Here is a 23,418-nt window from a genome sequence, read left to right as displayed (position 1 = left end):
CTCCGTCGGCTACATCCGGCTCAGTGACGCCGCCGCGAACAGCACGTCCCTGATCGCCTCGCGGTCCCCGACCTGCCCCGCCGCTGCCTCCTCCGGAGAGACGTGGCCCGCGGCAAGGCGGCAGAACTCGACGCCGTCCAGCGCCACATGGGCCACCTCACGGTCCGCCGACGCGTCGGCGCCGGGGGAGTCGAGGGGGATGAACCACTCGCCGCCGCCCATGCCCTCGACCTCCAGGCGCAGGCTGCGGCCCGGGGCGCCCGCCGCGACCAGGCCGTGCACCGGAGCGGCGAGCCCCGCGCGGCGGCGGTCGGCGAGCGTGCCGGGGAGCAGCCGGGCGGCGAGGTCGATCATGCGGTGCAGATGGCGCGGGGACGGCGGCTCGTAGGGATAGTCCACCGCCTCCGCGATGTCACCGGCGTGGATCCAGCACTCGAAGGCGCGGTCGAGCATCGAGTCCCGCAGCGGCAGTTCGACGCGGTTGCCCTGCTCGTCCGGAGGGCTGTACGGGACGGCGAGGCCGCCGGAGCCCGAGCTCGAGCCGTGCGTGCCGCCTCCCGTGAAGGACACCGTGCGGATCAGCTCGTGGGTCTGCTCGCGCCAGGGGCCGCGCACCGCGCGCGTGGGCGGGAAGTACGAGGCGCGCCAGTACGCCTCGGTGCGGTGGCCCGGACCGGACTGCGGTGGCGCCTCCCTGCCCAGGGGGTCGTCGAGGCCGAGGGCCAGCGCGACCAGGCCGTCGACGGCGAGGAGGTGGGCGATCACGCCGGCCACCGTCGTCTTGCGGCTGACCGGACTGTCCTCCTCGAACCACCGCAGACGCACCGGAGCGTGCCACTCCGAGTCGCCGATGTCCCGCAGGAGCGCGTCGAGCCGCGCGGTCTCGGCGTCGTACGGAACGGCCCACTCGGGCACCGGGATACGGGGCGGGCGCCGCCCGAGGCAGCTCTCGATGACGCGGTTGCGCAGGGCCGGGTCGAGGTCGAGGCTCTCCTCCTGGTGCAGCAGACCCACCGCGTCGCGCAGCCGCAGCGCCTCTTCCGCGCAGGGGCCGCAGTGGCCCAGGTGCTCCTCGACGGCCACGGCTTCCTCGACCGAGCAGGCGGCCAGCGCCCACGCCCCGAGCAGGGACTTCAGGACGCGGTGGTCGAGGGCGAGCGGAGGGTCGGGCAAGGGGTTGCCGGTGTCTTCTATGGAGGTGCGGGGCAGCGGTATACGAGGCGGGCGACGGGCGTCCCTGTGCTCACCGCCGCCGATTCCGCCGCCGATTCCGTTGCCGTTGCCGTTGCCGTCTCCGTTCTCGGGGCGGTCCGGCTCCTCGAACGGGTCCTGTCGGCCGGGCCCGTTCACAGCGCTCTCCCGTACCCGGGGCGGGCGCGCCGTGAGGGGTGGGGCTCCGCGGGGGCCGCCGCGTCGTTCGCGGTGGAGAGCAGTTGCAGGCCGAGGCGCAGACGGCGCCGCGCCTCGTCCTCCGTCACGCCGAGATCGGCCGCCGTCTGGCGGTAGTCACGCCGCTGGAAGTAGGCCAGCTCCAGGGCGGCGCGCAGCGGGGCGGGCATGGCCGTGACGATGTAGTCGGCGCGGGCGGCGGCCGACGCGCGGCGCACCTTGCGCTCCAGGTCCTCGGTGGTGCCCTCGCCGCCGCGGGCCAGGGCGGCGGACTCGGTCTGGCGAAGGCGCCGGACGGCCCGCTGGTGGGTGAGCGTGGCGACCCAGGAGCGCAGGGGGCCCTGCTTGGGGTCGTACGCGTCGGGGTTCTCCCAGACGTGGGCGAAGACCTCGCGGGTGATCCGGTCGGCGGCGTCCTCGTCGCCGAGCACCCGGTGGGCGAGGCCGTGCACGAGTGAGGCGAAGCGGTCGTACAGCTCGCCGAGGGCTGCCGCCTCCCCGTGCGCCAGTCGCTGCTGCATGCGGCGGTCCCAGCGGCGCGGCGCTTCCTTCGCCATGCGGCCCCCTCTGCGCGTGCCGTTCCTTGCCCGAACCCTCCATCGAATGTAGTCGCCACCACCGACAACGCACTCCCTTTAAGGCAAAGTGCGCCCGCGTCCGGCCTCGGATGATAGGGAGCGGCATCACTGGTGTTTCATGGAGAAGAGGCGGGGCAGCCGCGACGTAGGAAGCGTAGGGAAGGCTTCCGCATCGGCGAGCTACGAGCGAGCGGTATCAGCGAGCGAGAGGCGTGCGAGTGACGCTGCAGGTGGCCGTGGACGAGCAGGACGGCTGGGCCGTCCTGCGGGTGTCCGGCGAGATGGACCTGGTGACCTCGCCTGTCGTGCGCCAGCGCGTGCACGACGCCGTCGCCGACGGCCGCCACAGCCTGGTCCTGGACCTTTCGGACGTCCTCTTCTGCGACTCCAGCGGCGTCGGCGTACTGATCGCCACCCGCCGCCTCTTCCGCTCCTGCCAGGGCCGCCTGCGCCTGATACTGCCCGCGAAGGGCGCGGAGGACGGCTCCCACGTGAACCGCGTCCTCGCGGCCCTCGGCGTACGCCGCCTCTTCGAGGTCTACCCGGACGTCGCGGCAGCGGTGGACGACGAGGCGATCCCGCTCTCGGCGTGACACCGCTCCGGCGCCACACCGTCCCTCAGTCCCGCCGGATCAGCTCCGGGTCGATGCGCCGCCCGACCAGCGGCAGCGTCCCCACGACCGCCAGGACGAGCACCCCGGCCATGGCCGCGACCAGCAGCGGAACCCCGGCCCCGTCCCAGAAGATCTCGCCGCCGCCGGTGACCAGATAGGCGGACTCCGCCAGCTTCCCCGCGACGAGGGCGAGCAGCAGGCCCACGGCCAGCGGCAGTACGACCTGCGTGCACTGCACGAGCCGCAGGGTGCGGGCCCGCGCGCCGATCAAGGAGAGCGCCGTGACCTGGGGTCGGCGCTCCATGGCCCGGTCGGTGACGGAGACCAGGAACGCCGCGACACCGATGACCAGGCCCATCACCATGCCGAGCGCGAGCAGCGTCTCGATCACGGTGATCTGCTGGAGGCCGTCGATGTTGATGCCCGCCGGGTCGACGTCCGCCGTGGGCGCGACGGCGCCGATGCGGTCCAGGACGTCGCGTACGGTGCCGGGCTCCGAGCTGCTCGTGAGGACCAGCGTGGCCGCGGCGGGCAGGGCGTGCGCCGGGAGCTCGGAGGGCGGCACCAGGAGGCCGGGGCTCGGCATGTTGGTGACCTCGTACCCGTCGAACAGGACGGTGGCACTCGGCACCTTCACCTTCAGCGAGGTCCGCTTTCCGTCCTGCTGCTTCATCACGTACGTCGAGAGCTTGAGGGGGGACTCGGACACGTCCGGGTCCTGGAGCCGGAGCACCTTGCCCTCCTCGCAGCCCGCCGAGTGCTCCACCAGCTTCGCGAGCTGTGCGCAGGTGGCGACCAGGGCGGGGGCCTGCCAGTCGCCGCCCTCCTTGGTGGGGTCGGTGTGCGGCTCCATCACGATCGCGTCCGCCCGTACCCCGGGGATGTCCCGCAGCTTCGCCTGCTGCTCCTCGCCGAGCTGCGAGAGCCGCAGGCCGTACTCCTGGACGGGCGAGTCGGAGCGGGTGATCTGCTGTTCCTCCACCAGGACGCCCTGGGCGAGCGACGCCGAGAACACCAGCAGGACGAGTCCCGTGACCACGCGCATCGCGCTGCCCGGCTCGACCTCGTTGCGGCGCATGGCCAGGCTCAGGGCGAGGTTGCCGGAGCGGGCCAGACGCGTGGCGATGCCGTACGAGAGCAGCGGCATGACCAGCACCAGGCCGAGCCCGGTGAGGAGCACCCCGCCGGGCACCAGGAGGGAGTTGATGCCGGTGCTCTGCGCGGGGTGGTCGGTGAGGCCGGTCGCGCAGTAGCCGATGACGATGCCGAGCCCGGTGACAAGGAGCAGGCCGCCCCAGACGCGGGGCGCGCGCGGGGCGGCGGTACGCCGGGTGCTCAGCGGGTTGGTGGCCGCCGCGCGGGCGCTCGCCCGGCCCACGAACCAGGAGAGCGCGGTGCAGCCGATCAGGCAGAGGGCGACGGTGGACGCGGAGAGCGCGCCGTCGGCCGGGTACCACTTCAGGCCCGGCAGCCCAGTCCTCGCCATGATCTGGTTCAGGAGCCAGAACTCGCCGAGCCCGAGCAGCGCCCCCAGGAAGGCGGCGACGACGGTCTCGGCGGCGTTCACGCGTTGCGTGCCCTTGGCACTCAGGCCGAGGAGGCGTAGCGCGGCGAGGCGGCGGTTGCGGCTGGCGGCGGAGAGCTTGGCGCAGACGGAGAGGAAGACGCCGAGCGGCAGCAGCACGAGGGCGGCGAGGGTGAAGCGCAGGATGTCGAGGGTGGACTTCTCCACGGCCGTGGTGGGCGGGTGCTCGGAGCCGAAGCTCTTCAGCGCGCGTGCGTCGTCGGCGAGGTCGGATCGCGTGGTGCCGACGTAGGCGTAGAGCTCGTTCGGGTCGGTCAGGCCGGAGGGGCCGATCAGCCCCTTCTCCTCGCCGGGGAGCAGCCCCTTCAGGCCGGGCTCGCGGCGGAGCTGATCGTGCAGTGCGGGGGAGACGTACACCTCGCCGGCGGCGGGGAGTCCGCTCAGGCCGGGCGGAGGCTGCACCCTGTCGGCATCCTTGCCGCGGGCGAGAAAGACGCGGCCGAACGGCTTCGAGCCGTGCGGATCGGTGCGCTCCAGGACGAGGGTGGGCTGCCCGGACCTCTTGCCGGCGAAGACCTGTGGGTCGCGGTCGGCGGCCCGTCCGTCGTGGGCGCCCAGGATCGAGGGGATCGTCAGGACGAGCGCGAGGCAACAGACCCCGAGGGAGCCGCCGAGGGCCATCAGCAGGAAACGTACGCGGGTGCCGCGCCCGGAGCCGAAGAGCAGCCGCAGGCCGAGCAGGAACTCGCTCATGCGGAGGCGCCCTTCGCGGTGAGGACTCCGTCGGCCATGGAGTAGTTGCGATCGGCCTGGGCGGCGACCGTGGGGTCGTGCGTGACGAGCAGGACGGAGGTCCCCTGCGAGCGGGCGAGGCCCAGGAACTCCTTGAGGACGGTGGCGGCGTTGGCGCTGTCCAGCGAGCCGGTGGGCTCGTCGGCGAAGACGACCGCGGGCCGGTGCACCAGGGCCCGCGCCACGGCGACGCGCTGGCTCTGCCCGCCCGACACCTGCGAGGGCCTGCGCTCGCGCAGGTCGGCGATCCCGAGCCGGTCGAGTACCTCGGCGGCGGCCTCGAGCGCGGGGCGCTTGCGCTGTCCTGCCAGGCGCAGCGGCAGCGCGGTGTTCTCCTCGATGGTCAGCTCGGGGAGCAGCTCGCCGTACTGGAAGACGAAGCCGAAGCGCTCGCGGCGCAAGGCGCTGATGTCCTCGTCGTCGAGCCCGCCGTACGCCCGCCCCTCGAACCGCACCTCACCGCGCGCGGCCGGCAGCACACCGGCGAGGCAGTACAGCAGCGAGGACTTCCCGGAGCCGCTCGCCCCGGTGATCGCCGCGACCTCACCACGCGCCAGCGTCAGATGGGCATCGCGGACGGCGGGAGTGGAGCCGTAGGAGAGGTCGACTCCCGTGGCGCTGAGAACTTCTGACGTACTGCTCGACGTACTGATCGCTTCCCCCAAGACGGCGCAGGGCCCGGAGCGGGGTCAGGGCCCGGTGTGCATGCGTAACAGCATGCCAACCGGGAAGTTTGAATCACGGAGTCAAGGGAGACCCAAAAGATCATCAAGGATCGGCTCCTGGTACAACCTCTCTTGTCCCGGTCTTGGCACAAGCGTCGGCTTCCCGCCTCCGGGCGGTCGTCGACGACGTACGCTCGCTGCCAGAGACACCCAGGGAACCCCCTGTGTACACGCACCCAACCGCAGAAGTGAGGCGGCCCGAACACCATGGACAGTGCCGAGTACGAGCGTAAGATCGCGGCCCGTTTCGCCACCTTCGACCAGGACGGCAACGGCTACATCTCCCGTGAGGACTTCAGCACGGCGGCCGCCGCCCTGCTCATCGAGTTCGGCGCGACAGCACGCTCCGAGAAGGGGCAGGCGCTCTACATCGGCGCCGAGGGCTTCTGGCAGGGCATGGCCGGGATCGCCGACCGTGACGGCGACCAGCGGATCACCAAGCCGGAGTTCGTGGGCGGCGCGGTCAAGCGGCTGCGGGACAACCCGGCCCGGTTCGCCGAGATCGCACGGCCGTTCCTGGACGCCGTGATCGCCGTCGCGGACGGTGACGGGGACGGTTCGGTCAGCCCGCAGGAGGTCGAGCGCGTGCTGAAGGCGCTCGGCGTCCCGCAGGACATCGCGAGCGCGGCGGGCGGCTCGCTCGACACCGATGGGGACGGGCGGGTGACGGAGGAGGAGATCGTCGCGGCGTTCGCGGCGTACTTCACCGTTCCCGAGTGAGCGCGCACGTGGGCTAGCCCCGCGTGAACCGCTCCCGCAGCTTGTACTTGAGCACCTTGCGCAGCGTCTCGTTGCGGGGAAGGGCCTCCACCAGCTCCAGTTGCTCCGGCAGCTTGTACGTGGACAGGCCCTCCCCGCGCAGATACGCGGTCATGGCCTCCAGGGTCAGGGCGCCCGCGTCGTCGTGCGCGCCCGTCCGCTGCTCGATCACCGCGCAGACCCGTTCGCCCCGTTCGGGGTCCGGGAGGCCGATGACCGCCGCGTCGCCGACGGCCGGATGCCGGTGGAGCAGGTCCTCGATCTCCTTCGCGGAGATGTTCTCGCCCTTGCGGATGATGATGTCCTTGGCCCGGCCCGTCAGGACCAGATGCCCCGACGGCCGTACGTGGCCCAGGTCGCCCGTGATCAGGAAGCCGTCCGCGTCGAAGACCCCGGCGCTCTGTTCGGCGTCCAAGTAGCCCTGACAGACCGCCTCCCCGCGCAGCCGTACCTCGCCGTCGACCCCGGCGGGCACCTCCTTGCCCTCGGCGTCCGTGACCCGGATCTCCATGCCCGGCGGCGGCATCCCCTCCGTCGTCGCCAGGTTCTCGGCGGTGTCGTCCGGCGCCCCCATGGTGATCATCGGCACCTCGGTCATGCCGTACCCGTGGGTGAGTTGGCAGCCCATCTCCCGTACGACCGCGTGATAGATCTCCGGCGGCTTCGGCGCACCGCCGCCCGCGAGGAGGCGCAGGGAGGGGATGAGCTTCTCGCCCGGCGGCAGCTTGCGCTGCTCGGCGAGGAACATCGAGTAGAACGCGGTCGAGCCACCCGCCACCGTCACGCCGTGCCGCCGGTAGCCGTCGAGTGCGTCCGGCAGTGCGAACGTCTCGAACATCACCGCGGGGAAGCCGTAAAGCAGCAGCATCACCGTGTAGTCGGGGCCCGCGATGTGCGCGAAGGGGAACGCCATCGAGCCGATGTCGTCCGCAGAGAGATGCAGCGCGTGGGCCAGGCACGAGCCGCCCGCGATCAGCGAACGGTCGGTGTGCAGCACGCCCTTGGGGTCGGATGTCGTGCCCGAGGTCCAGTAGATCCAGCGCACCGATGTGCCCTCGGAGGGCGGCGCGGGCAGGACGGACGGGTCGGCGTCGGGCAGGTCGTCGTCCGTGTACGCCTCGAAGACGCCGCGCGCGCCGAGCCTGCGGGCCATCTCCACGTGGTCGAAGCCGCGCCACACGCCGGGCACGGCGAAGAACTCGGCCTTCGACTCCCGCAGCGCGAAGCCGACTTCGCGGTCGCGGTAGAAGGGGATGACCGGTGACTGGACCGCGCCGATGCGGGCGAGCGCGAAGGAGAGCAGGGCGGTCTCGATGCGGGTGGGCAGCTGCCAGGCGACCACGGTGCCGGGGCGCACACCCATCTCGTAGAGGCCGGCGGCCACGCGCTCGCAGCGGGCGCGCAGTTCGCCGAAGGTGAGCGTCCGGTCGGCGGCGGGGTCGGCGGCGGGGTCGGCGGCGGCCTGGATGAGGACGGGGGCGTCGGGGGTGAGCCGGGCGCGGCGCTCGATGAGCTCCCAGAGGGTGCCTGACGCTCCCAGCTCGTACGCGGTCTCGTTCTCCGAGGTCCTCATGCGATCCCCTCACCGAAGGCCACTAACTGACGGGCAGTCAGATCGTGCGGAGAGCGTAAGGCTCACCGCCTTGTCGGTCCAGGGGTGCGGGGCTAGCCTGCGTTCTGACGGGCCATCAGATGTGCCGGAGGGGCCGGAGAGACGACCGGAGGGGACGACGTGGACCTCACCTACACGCAGGAGGAGGATTCCTTCCGGGCGGGCCTGCGCGAGTGGCTGGCTCGGACCCTTCCCCAACTGCCGCCGCGCCCGGACCCCTTGGACTGGCCGGGGCGCCGGGCCTACGACATGGGGTGGCAGCGCAGGCTGTACGACGCCGGGTACGCGGGACTGCACTGGCCCGTCGACGCGGGCGGCCGTGGCGCCACCCCGACCCAGCACCTGATCTTCCTGGAGGAGACGGAGAAGGCGGGCGCGCCCTACGTAGGGGCGAACTTCGTGGGCCTGCTGCACGCAGGGCCCACCATCGCCTCCGAAGGCACCCCGGAACAGCGCGCCCGGTGGCTGCCGCCCGTCCTGCGCGGCGACGAGGTGTGGTGCCAGGGGTTCAGCGAACCGGACGCGGGCTCCGACCTCGCGTCGCTGCGCACGCGCGCGTGGCGCGACGGCGACGACTACGTGGTGAGCGGATCCAAGATCTGGACCTCGCACGCGGAGGTCGCCGACTGGTGCGAACTCCTCGTGCGAACGACGCCGGTGAGCGAGGACGTGCCCAAGCACCGCGGCATCTCGTGGCTCGCGATGCCGATGGACGCCCCCGGGATCACGGTCCGCCCGCTGCGCACGCTCGCGGGCTCGACCGAGTTCGCCGAGGTGTTCCTCGACGAGGTGCGCGTCCCGGTCGCGAACCGCGTCGGCGCGGAGAACGACGGCTGGCGCGTGACGATGGTGACGCTGTCCTACGAGCGCGGGACGGCCTTCGTGGGGGAGGTCGTCGCCTGCCGCCGGGTCCTCGGTGAACTGGCCCGCGAGGCGCGCAAGAACGGCCGCTGGGACGACGCGGTCCTGCGCCGCAGGCTCGGCAGGCTGAGCGCGGAGTTCGGGGCGCTGTGGCGGCTCACGCAGTGGAACGTCAGCGAGTCGCAGCGTGCGGGCGGCGGCGTGCCGGGCATCGGCGGTTCCGTCTTCAAGCTGCGCTACTCGCACGCACGCCAGGAGCTGTACGAGGCCGCGGGCGAGGTGCTCGGACCCGGGGCGCTCGACCTGGGCCACGAGTGGACCCTGGACCGGCTCTCCTCGCTCTCGTACACGATCGCCGCCGGGACCTCGCAGATCCAGCAGAACATCGTCGCCGAGCGGATACTCGGCCTGCCGAAGGGGCGGTGAGGGGGCGCGTGGACTTCCAACTGACGGAGGACCAGCGGGCGTTGCAGCACGGCGTACGCGAGCTGCTCGACGGGCGGTTCGACGCGGCCGGCCTGCGGGAGGCCGCGAACTCCGGGGCTCCTTCGCTCGACCGGGCCCTGTGGCGGGAGCTGGGGGACGCCGGGTTCTTCTCGCTGCGGGTGCCGGAGGAGGAGGGCGGGGTCGGACTCGGGCTTCCGGAGGCCGTGTTGGTCTTCGAGGAGGCGGGGCGAGCGCTGCTCCCCGGGCCGCTGGTGGCCACGTTCCTCGCGGCGCGTGAAGTCACCGGCGCGGCGCAGGGCGCGACGGTGGTGACGGACGTATCGGGCGGGCTCGTCCCCTGGCTGGACGAGGCGGACGTCGTCCACGGGGATGCCTCCGGCGCCGTACCCCTGCGTTCCGTCGACCCGCTGACGCCGCTGCACCGGGTGCCGGGCGAACACCAGGGCGGGGCGGCATCGGAGGCGGATCTGCTGCTCGCGGCGGAACAGCTCGGCAGTGCGGGCAGGACCTGTGAAATGGCGGTCCGTTATGCACGGGAACGTACCCAATTCGGCAGATCCATCGGATCCTTCCAGGCCGTCAAGCATCTCTGCGCCCAGATGCTCGTGCGCACCGAGGTCGCCCGTGCCGCCGTGTACGCGGCGTCGGTCACCGGTGACGGAGCGGAGATAACGGCGGCCAAGCTGCTCGCCGACGAGGCGGCGGAGCGTGGCGCGCGCGACTGCCTTCAGGTGCACGGCGGAATGGGCTTCACCTGGGAGGCGGACGTACACCTGCATCTGAAGCGTGCCTGGGTACGGGCGGGCCTCGGCAAGGCGGCGGCGCGTGCGGAGGAGGAGCTCGCGGCGGCGCTGTGACGTTCCCGGGCGCGGAGAGTGATCGACTTGTGAAGTCCCCGAAGTGGGGGGAGGCTACTGAGCGTCGATATCGGGTTGTGTCCTATGCGTGACTCGTCACGGCACGGAGTCGGGCTTCCGCTCCGGTACCTTGTGTGAGATGCGAGTGGTTCTGAGGTCGAGCCATGCCGGTGTTGCCCCTGAGGCGGCGCCGGACCCGGCAATGCGTGCCGCTCGCAGTGCAGGAAGGGGCTTCATGCCCACCTGTTCGACCCCCCGCAGCGCGCGTCGCACAGTATGCCGCACGCGTACTCCTTCGCGCTGGAATATGCCTGAAGCGCTTGTTGGGGTGACTGAACGTCAACCATGCTGTCTCTCAAGGGGATCACGTTCCGTGACCCCGTGGAGTCGCGAGGCGATGTGTCCGCCGGTTCGGATGGTGTGAGCGGTGCAGGTGCTTCAAGTTCAGCTGGAGGTCAGGCCCGACCCCGCAGAGGTGGGGCGGGCTCGGAGGTGGGCGCGCTCGCGGCTCGCCGGTTCCGGGATAGGGGCCGACGAGCCACTGGCCGAGACGCTGATCCTGCTGATCTCGGAGCTGGTCACCAACGCGGTGGTGCACACGGGCTGTCCGGCCGTGCTGCGCATGCGGCTCTCCGACGTCCCGGACGTGCCCGAGCAGTCCGCGGGTGCGGGTGCGGGGCCGGGGACGGTCAGGGTCGAGGTGGCCGACGCCAGCGCGCGTCCGCCGAAGCAGCGGCATGCCGACGGCGACGCGACCAATGGCCGGGGCCTTGAGCTCGTCGACGGCCTCGCCGACCGCTGGGGCTGGCAGACCGAGGGCGCGGGCAAGAGCATCTGGTGCGAGGTGGACCGGTGCGATTCCGGCGCCGCGGCGGTCGCGTTCGACGGGACGACCTACGAGGACGTCGCGTACGAGGCCGTCTGAGCCCCGCGTGGCGGTGCCGGGAGCCCGCATGCGCCGTCACGTGCCACGATGCGCGGCCGTGCGCGGCAGGTACAAAAGCGGCATAATTCATTAATCGCCGGACGGGTGTTGACGTACCGTGTCCGATTGATCACGCTTGTGTGCAGCGATTCGCCGCGAGGGGACGTCGAGGGACGGTGGTCCGTGACCCGGTCCTTGACGAGATGTGGGTCGCCGCCGGCGCCGGCCCCTTCGTGGCCGAAGAGGGCAGGACCAGCGCGCCGGAGCCGGATGGCGGCGTGCGCGGCGACGCGCTCGGGGCGGGAGCCGGGCGCGCCGCCATCCGAAGGCTCACGGAAGGTCCGGAAAGCTCACAGCACCGCCACCGGCGCGACGGGCGTCCCCGTGCCGCCGACGAACGGCTCGGGCATCGCGGAGAGAAGGAAGCTGTAGCGGGAAACTTCTGCACAGGCTGTGGACAACTTTTCCAGATTCCAGTTCTGGCCCTGCAGCATCCCCATCTCGACCAGGTCGAGCGCGTGCACGGGCAGCCAGAGGTTCTCGATCTCGGGCGGGAAGATCTCGAAGGTGAGGGTGTCGTTGGCGACCGCCGCGACGTCGCGCGCGTGGAACCACTCGGGGGTGCGGACCGAAAGGCCGGGGGACGGATAGCCGTACGCGTGTTTGTCGCCCGCCAGGTAGGTCTGGATCTGCCCGGTGCGTACGAGGACGATGTCGCCGACGCGGACGGTGAGCCCCGCGAACTCCTCGGCCTGCGTGAGGTCTTCGGGGGTGACCGCGTGATCGCCGGGCAGCCGGTCGACTCCCTTGGCGCGGGCGACATCGAGCAGTACGCCGCGCGAGACGAGGTGCGGCACCTTGTCGATGCCGCTGAACCGCGCGCGGGTGTGGGCGGTGATGGTGTCCGCGGGGCGGCCGTTGTAGATCACCCCCGAGTGCGACGCGTGGGTGAGCGCGTCCCAGTGGGTGGCCGTCTGCAGGCCCATCGTGACGGCGTCGTCGCTGGTGGCGACCGTGCCGGGGCCGAAGAGCTCCTGGTTGATCTGCACCATCGTGTGGAGGGGGTTGACCCGGCCGGGTATCAGCCCGGTCTGGACGCCGTCCTCCTTGAGGGGCAGTGCGAGCGGGATGCGCCGGCCGGTGCGGATGGTGGCGGCGGCCTCGCGGACGACCTCGTCGGTGATGAGGTTGAGCGTGCCGATCTCGTCGTCGGAACCCCAACGGCCCCAGTTGTTCACGCGTTTGGCGATGTCGAAGAACTCGGGGGGCAGCGAGGAGTGGGCTGTGCTTGTGGACGCCGGTCCGGTGGGTGACGGTTCCGCGGAGCCTGTGGGTGCCGAGTCTGACATGGGTCCTCCCCGGGGCTTGTCTTCTGGTGTCTGACGGGTCATAGAATCTAACGGTCCGTCAGAAACCGCGGGAAGGGGCCGGACGTGGGGAACTTCTTGGCAGGCAAGGTGGTGGCCGTGACCGGTGCCGGGCGCGGCATCGGCAAGGCGGTCGCGCTCGCCGCCGCGGCCGAGGGCGCGAAGGTCGTCGTGAACGACTACGGCGTCTCCATGGAAGGCGCGCAGCCGACCAGCGAGATAGCCGACGGCGTGGTCAAGGAGATCCAGGCGGCGGGCGGCGACGCCGTCGCCGTGGCCGACGACATCTCGACCATGGCGGGCGGTCAGCGGATCGTGGACGTCGCGCTCGCCGAGTACGGGCGGATCGACGGCGTCGTGTGTGTGGCCGGGATCCTGCGGGAGCGGATGCTCTTCAACATGTCCGAGCAGGAGTGGGACCCGGTGGTCGCCACGCACCTGAAGGGCACGTTCACCGTCTTCAAGGCCGCTTCGGCGGTGATGCGGAAGCAGGGCACCGGCACGCTGATCGGCTTCACCAGCGGCAACCACCAGGGGTCCGTCGCGCAGGCCAACTACAGCGCGGCCAAGGGAGGGATCATCTCGCTGGTGCGCAGCGCGGCGCTCGGTCTGAACAAGTACGGGGTGACGGCGAACGCGGTGGCGCCCGTCGCGCGGACCCGGATGTCCGCCAACGTGCCCATGGAGCTGAAGGAGATCGGGGAGCCGGAGGATGTGGCCGCCCTTGTCACGTATCTGCTGAGCGAGCGGGCCCGGCAGGAGAAGATCACCGGACAGGTCTACACGGTCGCGGGCCCGAAGATCGCGGTGTGGGCGCAACCGCGCGAGCTGCGGGCCGGGTATGTCGAGGGCGGCTGGACCCCGGAGAAGATCGCCGACTTCCTGCCGGGGACGGTGGGGGTCGACCCGATGCCGCTGCTGGCCCAGGTGGAGGCGATGGCGAAGGCCGCCGCCGCCAAAGACCGGCCGAACGCGTAGGCCGGGCGGGCCAGGCGGTGGAGTTCGGATTCGGCGCCGAGGACGAGGAGTTCCGGGCGGAGGCACGGGCGTGGCTCGGCGAGCACCTGACGGGGGTGTTCGCCGGGGCGGCGGGGCGCGGCGGGCCTGGCAGTGAGCACGAGGGCGCGGCCGAAAGGCGGGCCTGGGAGCGGGAGTTGGGCCGGGGCGGGTGGATCGGGCTCGGCTGGGACACCGGTGCGGGCGACGGTGCGGGCTCGGGGCCGGGCCTCGGTGCGTACGGGAACCGGCGGGCGACGCTGACCCAGCAGGTCGTCTGGGCGGAGGAGTACGCGCGGGTGCGGGCGCCCGGACGCTACGGCCACATCGGCGAGAACCTGCTGGCCCCGACCCTGCTCGCGTACGGCAGCCAGGAGCAGCGGGACGAGTTCCTGCCGCCCATCGCGCGCGGGGAGGCGCTGTGGTGCCAGGGTTACAGCGAGCCCGGGGCCGGGTCGGACCTGGCGGGGCTGCGGACGGCGGCGGCGCTGGACGGCGACGTGTACCGCGTCACCGGGCAGAAGATCTGGACCTCGCTCGCCCACGAGGCGGACTGGTGCTTCGTGCTTGCGCGCACGGAGGCGGGGTCGCGTGGGCACCGGGGGATCTCGTTCCTGCTGGTGCCGATGGATCAGCCAGGCCGCATCGAGGTGCGTCCCATCCGGCAGTTGACGGGGACGAGCGAGTTCAACGAGGTCTTCTTCGACGGGGCGGTCGCGCGCGCCTCGCACGTGGTCGGCGGCGTGGGTGACGGGTGGCGCGTCGCCATGGGGCTGCTCGGCTTCGAGCGGGGAGTCTCCACCCTCGTACAGCAGATCGGGTTCGCGGAGGAGCTGGGGGCCGTGGTCCGGGAGGCCGTCGGCAGCGGGGCGGTCGATGATCCGGTGCTGCGGGACCGGCTCGTTCGGCAGTGGGCGGAGTTGCGGGTCATGCGGTGGAACGCGCTGCGTACGTTGGCCGGTTCGGGAGGCGTCGCCCGTCCTGATGCCGGGGCGCCGAGCGTGGCCAAGCTGCTGTGGGGCGGGTGGCATCAGCGGCTCGGCGAGCTGGCCATGGCGGTGCGGGGGGCGGTGGGGGCGGTCGGCCCCGGGGACTGGCGCGAGGATGCCCCGTACGAACTCGACGCCCTGCAACGGCTGTTCCTCTTCACGCGGGCCGACACCATCTACGGCGGCTCGGACGAGATTCAGCGGAACATCATCGCCGAGCGTGTGCTCGGCCTGCCGAGGGAGGCGCGATGAGGGGTGTCGTTTTCGACAGGAGCAAGGCTGAGGGGAGTCGGGTCCAGGTCGTCGACGACCTGGCGGTACGGGACCCGGGGCCGGGGGAGGTGCTGGTCGCCGTCAAGGCCGCGGGGCTGTGCCACAGCGACCTGTCGGTCATCGACGGGACCATTCCCTTCCCCTCGCCGGTGGTGCTCGGGCATGAAGGGGCGGGGGTGGTGGAGGCGGTCGGCGCGGGGGTGACCCATGTGAGCGCCGGTGACCATGTGGCGCTCTCGACCATCGCGAGCTGTGGGGCGTGCGGGGAGTGCAACCGGGGGCGGCCGACCATGTGCCGGCGCGCGATCGGGATGCCGGACCAGCCGTTCTCGCGGGGCGGCGAGCCGATCTACCAGTTCGCAGCCAACTCCGCGTTCGCGGAACGCACGGTGGTGAAGGCCGTGCAGGCCGTGAAGATCCCGGAGGAGATTCCGCTGACGTCGGCGGCGTTGATCGGGTGCGGGGTGGTGACGGGGGTCGGCGCCGCCCTGAACCGCGCGAAGGTCGACCGGGGTGACAGCGTGGTGGTGATCGGTACCGGGGGGATCGGACTTAATGTCCTCCAGGGGTCCAGGATCGCCGGGGCCACGCGGATCGTGGCGGTCGACGCGAACCCCGACAAGGAGGGCGTGGCACGGCAGTTCGGCGCGACGCACTTCTTCTCCTCGGCGGAGGCCGAGGGTGTCCGGGAGCTGCTGCCGACGGGGGCCGACCACGTCTTCGAGTGCGTGGGCCGGGTCGAGCTGATCCGCCAGTCGATCGACCTCCTCGACCGGCATGGGCAGGCGATCCTGCTGGGGGTGCCACCGGCCACGGCCGAGGCGTCGTTCCTGGTGTCGTCCCTGTTCCTGGACAAGTCCATCCTGGGCTGCCGCTACGGCTCCGCCCGCCCGCAGCGGGACTTCGCCCTGTACGCGGAGCTTTATCTGGCGGGGCGCCTGCTGCTGGACGAGTTGGTGACGGAAACGTATCCGGTGGAGGACTTCGCGAAGGCGGTGGGGGACGCGGAGGCGGGGAGGGTGGCGCGGGGGGTTTTGACGTTCTGATGGGGCCTGCGGGGCTTTGGCGGTGCGTTGCTGGGTTCGGGCGGTCGTGCGTTGTGCGGGGCCGGCCTGTGGGTGGGTGCGGGGCCGCGCCGGTATGTCCGTCCTCGCTATCGTCCGGTGGGCGCTGGGCTGCTTCGGCTCCGGAGCCTTCGGGAGCCGTGCTCCGGGCGGACATACCGGCACGTCCCTTCGCGCGCGCTGCCGACTGCGGCGATTCGCCGGTTGCTGCGGGGCAATCGGGTGGGTGGGCGGGAAAGGCTTGTTCGGTAAGGGGAGGGGCAACCCGGGGTCACCGCCCAGGCCCCGACAGCGCCCCCGCTCGGAACGTGCGGCGGTACGCGGTCGGGGTCACACCCAGGGCCGCCTGCAAGTGCCCCCGCATGGACTGCGCCGTACCGAAGCCCGCATCCCGCGCCACCCCGTCCACGGAGAGATCGCTGGACTCCAGAAGGTGGCGCGCCCGCTCGACCCGCTGCTGTGCCAGCCACTGGCCGGGGCTGATCCCCACCTCCTCGCGGAAGCGGCGCGTGAAGGTGCGTACGGACATGGATTCCTGATCCGCCATGTCGCGGAGCTGAATCGGCTCGTGGAGCCGCGCGAGGGCCCACGCCCGCGCGGCCGTCGTCGTCGCGAACTGCGGTGCCGGGACTGGGCGTTGGATGTACTGGGCCTGGCCCCCGTCTCGGTGCGGCGGCACCAGCGTACGGCGGGCCACCTCGTTGGCGACCGCCGCTCCATGGTCACGGCGTACGACATGAAGGCAGAGGTCGAGGCCCGCGGCCACGCCCGCCGAGGTGAGGATGTCCCCGTCGTCGATGAAGAGGACCTCCGGATCCACCGTGATCCGGGGGAAGAGGCGCTGGAAGTGCTCCGCCGACGACCAGTGCGTCGTCGCGGTGCGGCCGTCCAGATAGCCGGCCGCGGCGAGCACGTACCCGCCCGTGCAGATGGAGATCAGGCGCGTGCCCGGTGTGATGTGCGCCAGGGCCGAGGCCAGTTCCTCGGTCAGGACGCCCTCCTCGTAGACCGGCCCCAGTTCGTACGACGCCGGGATCACCACCGTGTCGGCGGTGGCCAGGCACTCCGGGCCGTTCTCCACCAAGATCGCGAAGTCGGCGTCGCTGCGCACCGGGCCCGGAGGGCGGACGGAGGCCGTCACGACCTCGTAGAGGCACGGGCCTTCGGCGGCCCTCGCACGGCCGAAGATCCGTTGCGCGATGCCCAACTCGAAGGGGATCACGCCGTCCAGGGCCAGGACCACCACACGGTGCGGGGCGGTGGTCGTGTGCGGGATGCCGGTCTCTGAGGCCATGGCCCGATCCTAGTCAATGCTGTCCTTCGGGCCACTCGATCAGGGTCGCCGGGAACCGGATGCTGGTTGTCGTGACCCAGACAGACGTGAATCAGACGGTCGAGGCGCCCCTGGAGGCGCCGAGGCGACGGCGCCGTATCCACCGGGCGTGGTTCGTCGCCGCCGTCACCTTCGTGACGATCATCGGCGCCGCCGCGTTCCGCTCCCTTCCGAGCCTGCTCATCGATCCGTTGCACGACGAGTTCTCCTGGTCGCGCGGCACGATCGGCCTCGCGGTCTCCATCAACCTCGCGCTGTACGGGCTCACCGCGCCGTTCGCCGCCGCGCTGATGGACCGCTTCGGCATCCGGCGGGTCGTGGCGGTCGCGCTCGTCGTGATCGCGCTCGGCTCCGGGCTCACCGTGTGGATGCAGCATGCCTGGCAGCTGCTGCTGTGCTGGGGGCTGCTCGTCGGTCTCGGCTCGGGTTCCATGGCGCTCGCCTTCGCGGCCACCGTCACCAACCGCTGGTTCACCACGCGGCGCGGGCTCGTCACCGGCATCCTGACGGCGGCCTCCGCGTCAGGGCAGCTGATCTTCCTGCCGCTGCTCTCCTGGCTCGTGGAGGCGCATGAGTGGCGGCCCGCCGCCGTGACCGTCGCCCTTGCCGCGCTCGCCGTCGTCCCGTTCGTGTGGCTGCTGCTGCGCGACCATCCAGCGGACGTGGGCCTGAAGCCGTACGGCTCCGAGGAGTTCGTGGAGAAGCCGCCGCCCACCACCGGGGCCGCGCGGCGTGCGGTCACCGTGCTGTTCAAGGCGGCACGCACCGGCCCGTTCTGGCTGCTCGCGGGGACCTTCGCCATCTGCGGCGCGTCGACGAACGGCCTGATCCAGACACACTTCGTGCCCGCCGCGCACGACCACGGCATGCCGATCACGGCCGCCGCCTCGCTCCTCGCCGTCATCGGCGTCTTCGATGTCGTGGGGACGATCGCGTCCGGCTGGTTCACGGACCGCTTCGACGCGCGGCGGCTGCTTGCCGTGTACTACGCGCTGCGCGGCGTCTCGCTGCTCTTCCTGCCGCTGCTGCTGGCGCCGACCGTGCACCCGCCGATGATCTTCTTCATCGTCTTCTACGGCCTCGACTGGGTGGCGACGGTGCCGCCGACCCTGGCCCTGTGCCGCGAGCAGTACGGCGACGACAGCGCCATCGTCTTCGGCTGGGTGCTCGCCTCGCACCAGGTGGGAGCCGCGATCGTGGCCGTCGTCGGCGGCGTCGTACGGGACGCCTTCGGGTCGTACGACGTCATGTGGATCGCCTCCGGTGCGCTGTGCGCGGCGGCGGCGCTGATGGCCCTGGTCATCCGGCGGGCCGGCGACGAGCAGGCCGTGCGGCCCGCGGTCATGTAGCGAGCGTGCCGAACCTGCCTCGGTGGAAGAGGAGCGGTTCGCCCTCGTCCGTGGCGCCCAGCGCGTCCACCCGGCCGACCACGATCAGGTGGTCGCCCCCGGTGTGCACCGCCTGGATCGTGCAGTCGATCCAGGCCGGTGCGCCGGCCAGGCGGGGCGAGCCGGTGACGGGCGCGGCGTCGTACACGACACCGGCGAACTTGTCGGCGCCGCTCACCGCGAAGCCGCGGCACAGCGCGCCCTGGTCGGCGCCGAGGACGTTGACGCAGAAGACGCCCGCGCGCGCGATGCGCGGCCACGTCGTCGACGTACGCGCGACCATGAAGGAGACCAGGGGCGGGTCGAGGGAGAGCGAGGAGAAGGACTGACAGGCGAACCCCGCCGGGCCTTCCTCGCCTTCGGATGCCGGTGCCGTGACAACGGTCACGCCGGTCGCGAAGTTCCCGAGCACGCGCCGGAACTCACCCGCGTCGAGCGGCGCCCGCTCGTCGTCGCCGACCGCCCGCAGCTGCGGGCGCGGGAGGACTTCGACCGGGCCGGTGGCGGTCGGTGCGCCGACCGACCTGAGGTATCGGACGACGGTGGCCGCCATCCCTGCATGTCCCATCACACCAGCCATTGAAGCTGACGGGCCGTCAGATGGGAAGGGCGCGGGCCGGCTCTTCGGTAGGGGGAGGCGCCTCATCGGCGGTGTGATGGCCCGCGTACCTTCAGGTCCATGACGTGGGGGGACACACGGGACGGCGCGCGGGATCCCTGGGGCGGTGGGATGGCGGCGGCCAGCGCGGCGTGCGCCGCGCAACTGCCCGCGGCCGGACTGGTCGCCTTCGTGCTCTCCCTGGACAACGACAACTACGGGGCAGCCGAGGGTGGCGCCATCGGCCTGGCCTGCCTCGTCCTCTTCCTGCCGCTGCTCCTTCCGGTCCTCGGCCTGGTGCACGCGTGCGTGCAGGTCGTTCCGGCGACGCTCATCGGCCGGACGGCGCGGCGGAAGTCCGGACGGGGTCCGGAGTGGGCCTGGGTGATCGGCGCCCAACTGGTGCCGAGTGCGGGGTGGGGGCTCCTCTTCGCCGCCCTGGGCGGGCCGTTCGTCGAACCGATGCTGTGGGGGGGCGGCCGCCGGGGTGCTGCCCGCGCTGGCCCTCGCGTACTGGGAGAGGCGGGCGAGTGAGGGTCCCGTGCGGCTGCGCAGGCTCTGGTTCCGGTCGGGACTCGCCTCGGTGGGGCTGTGCGTGGTGGTCGTAGCGCTGGCCGGGGTGGCCACCGCCACGGGACTCCTCAAGGAGTACGAGCCGCCGCGGCTCAGCGACGAGCAGCTCGCCGGGGTGTGGCGGGACGAGGGCGGCGACAGGGCGGTGCTGAGGCTGACGGCGGACGGGCGCGCCGAACTCGCGGAGCTGCCGGCCGACGAGGAGGACGAGTCCGCCATCGTCGCCCCGGACGAAACCCTGGACGAGAAGGGTCTCTCGGGCTGCGAAGTGACCGGCACGTGGACCATCGGCTTCGACGACACCGACGGCCGCCCCAGGGTCGACATCGACCTTGACGGTTGCCAGGGCACCCAGGCCTGGTCGATCGGCGGCACGGAGGACGCCCCCGAGCTGTTCGTGACGTCCGGCGATCCGGACGCCCCCGAGATCGAGAAACTGGTGAAGGACTGAGGCCGCCGCCGCCGGCTCCTGGTGGGCCGGGGGCTGCCTCAGCGGCCTTCGTAAGAAGGTGAGCGTCGTTCCACGAAGCTGGTGACGCCTTCGTTCGCGTCCTTCGTCGTCATGTTGATCTCCTGCGCCGCCGCCTCCGCCGCGAAGGCGGTCGCGCGGTCCGATTCCAGGGACGCGTTGACCAGTTGCTTGGTCAGGGCGATGGCGCGGGTCGGTCCCGTCGCCAGGCGTTCCGCCCAGGCGCGGGCCGTCTTCTCCAGTTCACCGGCCGGTACGACGCGGTTGACGAGCCCGAGCCGTTCGGCGTCCGCGGCCGGCACGGAGTCCCCGAAGAACATCAGCTCCTTGGCCCGTTGCGGGCCGATCAGGCGCGGCAGGAGATAGGCGCCGCCTCCGTCGGGCACCAGGCCGCGGCGCACGAACACCTCGATGAACTTGGCCTGTTCGGCGGCGATGACGAGGTCGCACGCGAACGCGAGATGCGCGCCGATGCCGGCCGCGGTGCCGTTCACCGCGGCGATCACCGGCTTCTCGCAGTCGAGTACGGCGGAGATGAGGCGCTGGGCGCCCCGTTTGATCGTGCGAGCCACGTCACCGGGCACGCGCTCGGCGCCGCCGTTGGGCGTGCCGCTGGGCGCGCCGCGTAGATCGGCCCCCGCGCAGAAACCCTTGCCGGTGGCGGTGATCACGACCGCTCGGACGCCGGGGTCGGACGAGGCGTCGGCGAGCAGCGAAATGACGCGTTCGCGCTGGTCCCAGGTGACGGCGTTCATGGCTTCGGGCCGGTTGAGGGTGATCCACGAGACGGCGTTGTCAGTGGCGTGGAGTACCAATGAGTCGAGGGGGGTGTCCGACATGCGGGAGTGGCTCCGATTCGTATGCGGGGTAATCGGGTGGGTGCGCGGGAGACATCCGCAGCGAAGCGGCGGTCCGGCGCGAAGCTGCGGTCCGGAAAGGCGCTCAGCGGCAGACGGCCAAGGCGTCCAGCGCGACCGCACCCTGCCCCTGGGGCAGCACCATCAGCGGATTGATGTCCAACTCGGCGAGGTCATCGCTCAGTTCGAGCGCCATCCGCTGCACCCTCAGGACGACTTCGATGAGTGCGTCGACGTCGGCGGGGGGCGCCCCCCGGACCCCGTCGAGCAACGCGCGCCCGCGCAGTTCGGACAGCATCGCGGAGGCCTGCGACTCCCCGAACGGCGGCACTCGTACGGCCACGTCCCGCAGCACCTCGACGAGGACACCCCCGAGCCCGACGGTCACCGTAGGACCGAAAAGATCGTCCTGCGTCACGCCCACCACCATCTCGACGCCCCGCGCCACCATCTGGCAGACGAGGACACCGTCCAGCGCGATGCCTTCGTAGCGGGCGATGTCGGTCAGCTCCCGGTAGGCGTCCCGCACCTGGCTCGCCGACGTCAACCCGACCTTCACGAGCCCCAGTTCGCTCTTGTGGGCGAGGTGCGCCCCGGACGCCTTCATCACCACCGGGTAGCCGACGAGCCCGGCCGCCCGCACGGCCGCCGCCGCGCTGGTCACCAACTGCTCACGCGGTACGCGAATCCCGTACGCGCGCAGCAGCTGCTTCGCCGCGTGCTCGCTCAGCTGCTGGCCGGGCCGCATCAGGGCCTGCGCCTTGCGGAAGGAGGGCGAGGCGGTGCGCGGGGCCTCGTCGAAGGGGGAGCGGTAGCGGGCCGTGAAGCGGTGGTGGTCCAGATAGGCGCGTACGGCCGTGATGCAGTTGGCGAAGGTACGGAAGGTGGCGACGCGCGACGAGCCGAGGAGCGTGCTGCGGTAGGCCTCCTCGGTCCCCACCGGCGAGCCCCACACCACGCACACCAGCTTGTCCGTCTGCTCCGCCGCGTCCACCAGGTCCTGCGCCAGTTTGTCGCTCATGGGCGGGAAGGGGCCGGTGATGGGACAGATCAGCACCCCCACCTCCGGATCGTCCAGGATCGCGTCGATGATCTTCCGGCCGCGCCAGTCGCCCACCGGGTGGCCGCCGTTGTCGACGGGATTGGCGACGTTCAGGTAGTCCGGTATCCACTGGTGCAGCTCCGCCTGCTTGGCGTCCGAGAGCGCGGGAAGCCGCAGCCCCGCCTCGGTCGCCAGGTCCGAGAAGTGCGCGCCCGTGCCGCCCGAGATCGAATAGACGACGACGCCCTCCGCCTTCGGGGGCTTCGCCCGCGCCAACAGGGCGGACGTGTCCTGGAGTTCGTCGAGCCCGTCGACGCGGATCACGCCGTACTGCCGCATCGCCGCGTCGATGACCGTGTCGGCGCCGGTGAGCTTGCCGGTATGTGAGGCCGCCATGCGGGCGCCGGTCTCGGTGCGGCCGACCTTGACCGCGACGACGGGCACGCCGCGCTGGGCGGCGCGGTCCGCGGCGAGCAGGAAGGATCGGCCGTCCTTCAGGCCCTCGACGTAACAGGCGATGGCTCCGACCTCGGGGCGTTCGGCGAAGTAGGAGATGAAGTCGGAGGTCTCCAGGTCGGCTTCGTTGCCGGTGGGCGCCCAGTGCGAGAGGCGTACGCCGATCTCCTGCATCGTGAAGACGGGGCGGCCCTGGTGGCCGGACTGGGTGATCAGGGCGATGGCGGGGCCTTCGAGGTCGTCACGGAACTTCTCGAAGGCGTTGAGGTTGGTGTTGGGCCCGAGCAGCCGCAGCCCCGAGCGTTCCACGGCGGCGGCCAGGCGGGCCTGGGCCGCCGCGCCCTCCTCGCCGGTCTCGGCGAACCCGGAGGCGAAGGCCACGGCGAACTTCACCTTGGCTTCGGCGAGTTCCTCGATCACGGGAAGGGGGTCACTGACGAGGAGTACGGCCAGGTCGACCTGTTCCGGCAGATCCGCGACGGAGGGGAAGCAGGGGGTGCCGAAGACGGACCGGCGGGTGGGGTGCACGGGGTACAGCCGGGCGCCGCCGCGCTCGGCCCAGTCCATGAGCTGGCGCGTGATGCCGGTGTTCGGCCGTCCGTCGGCGTCCGACGCGCCGATGACGGCGACGGCCTCGGGGCGGAAGAACCGGTCCAGGTCCGGTATGTCGGCGTGCAGCGGGCGTCCGCTGACGTCCAGGTCGTCCGCCGTGGCGGCGTGTCCGTGGACGGCGGGTCCCGGGGCTTCGCCGCAGGCCACAACACGCGCGCGGCGGGGGTCGGTGGTGAAGGTGCCGTAAGTCGATCCAAGCATCGGTCCGCCCGCTCCTGTGTGACAGCAACTCCAACTGACGCATAGTCAGGTTACTGAACTGACGGTGTGTCAGGAACAGTGCTGCACGAAGTGGGGGCGGCCCTTTAGCAGTACCC

21 protein-coding genes are annotated in these 23,418 nt (G+C 71.8%); 11 read left to right on the top strand and 10 right to left on the bottom strand.

Annotated features, from left to right (window positions below; genetic code table 11):
- Window positions 1–9 precede the first annotated feature (9 nt).
- Entirely contained in the window at window positions 10–1,350 is a 1,341-nt protein-coding gene (locus ACIBCK_RS15070; RefSeq protein ID WP_399390261.1) for an MDMPI N domain containing protein, read from the bottom strand.
- The gene (locus ACIBCK_RS15065; RefSeq protein WP_399390259.1) at window positions 1,347–1,946 is read right to left on the bottom strand and encodes a sigma-70 family RNA polymerase sigma factor; all 600 of its coding nucleotides are present in this window, start codon (window positions 1,944–1,946) and stop codon (window positions 1,347–1,349) included. Before ACIBCK_RS15065 ends, ACIBCK_RS15070 begins: the two co-directional genes overlap by 4 nt.
- Before the next feature lie 239 nt (window positions 1,947–2,185).
- On the opposite strand from ACIBCK_RS15065, the gene ACIBCK_RS15060 reads away from it, so the two are divergent.
- Window positions 2,186–2,560, top strand: coding sequence for an STAS domain-containing protein (locus ACIBCK_RS15060; RefSeq protein ID WP_399390257.1), 375 nt, complete (start codon window positions 2,186–2,188; stop codon window positions 2,558–2,560).
- A gap of 25 nt (window positions 2,561–2,585) precedes the next feature.
- Here ACIBCK_RS15060 and ACIBCK_RS15055 read toward each other — a convergent pair whose 3' ends face one another.
- Together ACIBCK_RS15055 and ACIBCK_RS15050 are read right to left on the bottom strand one after the other, a co-directional pair.
- Window positions 2,586–4,859, bottom strand: a complete 2,274-nt coding sequence (locus tag ACIBCK_RS15055) for an ABC transporter permease (RefSeq protein ID WP_399390255.1) — start codon at window positions 4,857–4,859, stop codon at window positions 2,586–2,588.
- A complete protein-coding gene (locus ACIBCK_RS15050; RefSeq protein ID WP_399390253.1) occupies window positions 4,856–5,563 on the bottom strand; it encodes an ABC transporter ATP-binding protein in 708 nt (235 codons plus the stop codon). Before ACIBCK_RS15050 ends, ACIBCK_RS15055 begins: the two co-directional genes overlap by 4 nt.
- Window positions 5,564–5,830: 267 nt before the next feature.
- On the opposite strand from ACIBCK_RS15050, the gene ACIBCK_RS15045 reads away from it, so the two are divergent.
- A complete protein-coding gene (locus ACIBCK_RS15045) occupies window positions 5,831–6,343 on the top strand; it encodes an EF-hand domain-containing protein (RefSeq protein WP_399390251.1) in 513 nt (170 codons plus the stop codon).
- A 13-nt stretch (window positions 6,344–6,356) separates the two neighbouring features.
- Here ACIBCK_RS15045 and ACIBCK_RS15040 read toward each other — a convergent pair whose 3' ends face one another.
- Entirely contained in the window at window positions 6,357–7,955 is a 1,599-nt protein-coding gene (locus ACIBCK_RS15040; RefSeq protein WP_399390249.1) for a class I adenylate-forming enzyme family protein, read from the bottom strand.
- Window positions 7,956–8,114: 159 nt separating this feature from the next.
- On the opposite strand from ACIBCK_RS15040, the gene ACIBCK_RS15035 reads away from it, so the two are divergent.
- The 3 genes from ACIBCK_RS15035 (at window position 8,115) to ACIBCK_RS15025 (ending at window position 11,084) form a co-directional block, all read left to right on the top strand.
- The gene (locus ACIBCK_RS15035) at window positions 8,115–9,281 is read left to right on the top strand and encodes an acyl-CoA dehydrogenase family protein (protein WP_399390247.1); all 1,167 of its coding nucleotides are present in this window, start codon (window positions 8,115–8,117) and stop codon (window positions 9,279–9,281) included.
- An 8-nt stretch (window positions 9,282–9,289) separates the two neighbouring features.
- On the top strand, window positions 9,290–10,159 hold the full coding sequence (locus ACIBCK_RS15030; RefSeq protein ID WP_399390245.1) for an acyl-CoA dehydrogenase family protein: 870 nt from the start codon (window positions 9,290–9,292) through the stop codon (window positions 10,157–10,159).
- Window positions 10,160–10,586: 427 nt separating this feature from the next.
- Window positions 10,587–11,084 carry an ATP-binding protein gene (locus ACIBCK_RS15025; protein WP_399390243.1) on the top strand — a complete coding sequence of 166 codons (498 nt, stop codon included), beginning with the start codon at window positions 10,587–10,589 and terminating at the stop codon, window positions 11,082–11,084.
- 350 nt (window positions 11,085–11,434) lie between these two features.
- Here ACIBCK_RS15025 and ACIBCK_RS15020 read toward each other — a convergent pair whose 3' ends face one another.
- On the bottom strand, window positions 11,435–12,355 hold the full coding sequence (locus ACIBCK_RS15020; RefSeq protein WP_399390690.1) for a cyclase family protein: 921 nt from the start codon (window positions 12,353–12,355) through the stop codon (window positions 11,435–11,437).
- 162 nt (window positions 12,356–12,517) lie between these two features.
- Here ACIBCK_RS15020 and ACIBCK_RS15015 point away from each other — a divergent pair, with 162 nt between their 5' ends.
- The 3 genes from ACIBCK_RS15015 to ACIBCK_RS15005 are packed head-to-tail and all read left to right on the top strand — an operon-like array spanning window position 12,518 to window position 15,755.
- Window positions 12,518–13,429, top strand: coding sequence for an SDR family NAD(P)-dependent oxidoreductase (locus ACIBCK_RS15015; RefSeq protein ID WP_367043019.1), 912 nt, complete (start codon window positions 12,518–12,520; stop codon window positions 13,427–13,429).
- Window positions 13,430–13,446: 17 nt separating this feature from the next.
- Window positions 13,447–14,688, top strand: coding sequence for an acyl-CoA dehydrogenase family protein (locus tag ACIBCK_RS15010; RefSeq protein WP_399390240.1), 1,242 nt, complete (start codon window positions 13,447–13,449; stop codon window positions 14,686–14,688).
- Window positions 14,685–15,755 (top strand): Zn-dependent alcohol dehydrogenase, encoded by a 1,071-nt coding sequence (locus ACIBCK_RS15005; protein WP_399390238.1) that lies wholly within the window; start codon window positions 14,685–14,687, stop codon window positions 15,753–15,755. The genes ACIBCK_RS15010 and ACIBCK_RS15005 overlap by 4 nt, the downstream gene beginning before the upstream one ends.
- A gap of 289 nt (window positions 15,756–16,044) precedes the next feature.
- On the opposite strand, the gene ACIBCK_RS15000 is transcribed toward ACIBCK_RS15005, so the two are convergent.
- Complete coding sequence (locus ACIBCK_RS15000) at window positions 16,045–17,067, bottom strand: GlxA family transcriptional regulator (protein ID WP_399390236.1); 1,023 nt, start codon at window positions 17,065–17,067, stop codon at window positions 16,045–16,047.
- 59 nt (window positions 17,068–17,126) lie between these two features.
- Between ACIBCK_RS15000 and ACIBCK_RS14995 the strand changes: the two genes are divergently transcribed.
- On the top strand, window positions 17,127–18,455 hold the full coding sequence (locus tag ACIBCK_RS14995) for an MFS transporter (RefSeq protein ID WP_399390234.1): 1,329 nt from the start codon (window positions 17,127–17,129) through the stop codon (window positions 18,453–18,455).
- On the opposite strand, the gene ACIBCK_RS14990 is transcribed toward ACIBCK_RS14995, so the two are convergent.
- Window positions 18,448–19,062 carry a flavin reductase family protein gene (locus ACIBCK_RS14990; RefSeq protein ID WP_399390688.1) on the bottom strand — a complete coding sequence of 205 codons (615 nt, stop codon included), beginning with the start codon at window positions 19,060–19,062 and terminating at the stop codon, window positions 18,448–18,450. The genes ACIBCK_RS14995 and ACIBCK_RS14990 overlap by 8 nt on opposite strands.
- A gap of 111 nt (window positions 19,063–19,173) precedes the next feature.
- On the opposite strand from ACIBCK_RS14990, the gene ACIBCK_RS14985 reads away from it, so the two are divergent.
- Both ACIBCK_RS14985 and ACIBCK_RS14980 read left to right on the top strand, forming a co-directional pair.
- A complete protein-coding gene (locus ACIBCK_RS14985; RefSeq protein WP_399390232.1) occupies window positions 19,174–19,626 on the top strand; it encodes a hypothetical protein in 453 nt (150 codons plus the stop codon).
- 7 nt (window positions 19,627–19,633) lie between these two features.
- The gene (locus ACIBCK_RS14980; RefSeq protein ID WP_399390230.1) at window positions 19,634–20,116 is read left to right on the top strand and encodes a hypothetical protein; all 483 of its coding nucleotides are present in this window, start codon (window positions 19,634–19,636) and stop codon (window positions 20,114–20,116) included.
- A 38-nt stretch (window positions 20,117–20,154) separates the two neighbouring features.
- Here ACIBCK_RS14980 and ACIBCK_RS14975 read toward each other — a convergent pair whose 3' ends face one another.
- Both ACIBCK_RS14975 and ACIBCK_RS14970 read right to left on the bottom strand, forming a co-directional pair.
- Window positions 20,155–20,973, bottom strand: coding sequence for an enoyl-CoA hydratase/isomerase family protein (locus ACIBCK_RS14975; protein ID WP_399390228.1), 819 nt, complete (start codon window positions 20,971–20,973; stop codon window positions 20,155–20,157).
- 103 nt (window positions 20,974–21,076) lie between these two features.
- The gene (locus ACIBCK_RS14970; protein ID WP_399390226.1) at window positions 21,077–23,302 is read right to left on the bottom strand and encodes an acetate--CoA ligase family protein; all 2,226 of its coding nucleotides are present in this window, start codon (window positions 23,300–23,302) and stop codon (window positions 21,077–21,079) included.
- Window positions 23,303–23,418 lie beyond the last annotated feature (116 nt).

Source organism: Streptomyces sp. NPDC051218, from assembly GCF_044455475.1.
In the GTDB taxonomy this organism is placed as follows: domain Bacteria; phylum Actinomycetota; class Actinomycetes; order Streptomycetales; family Streptomycetaceae; genus Streptomyces.
Note: the sequence above shows the minus strand (reverse complement) of the source record. Positions and strands in the feature narration are given on the sequence as shown.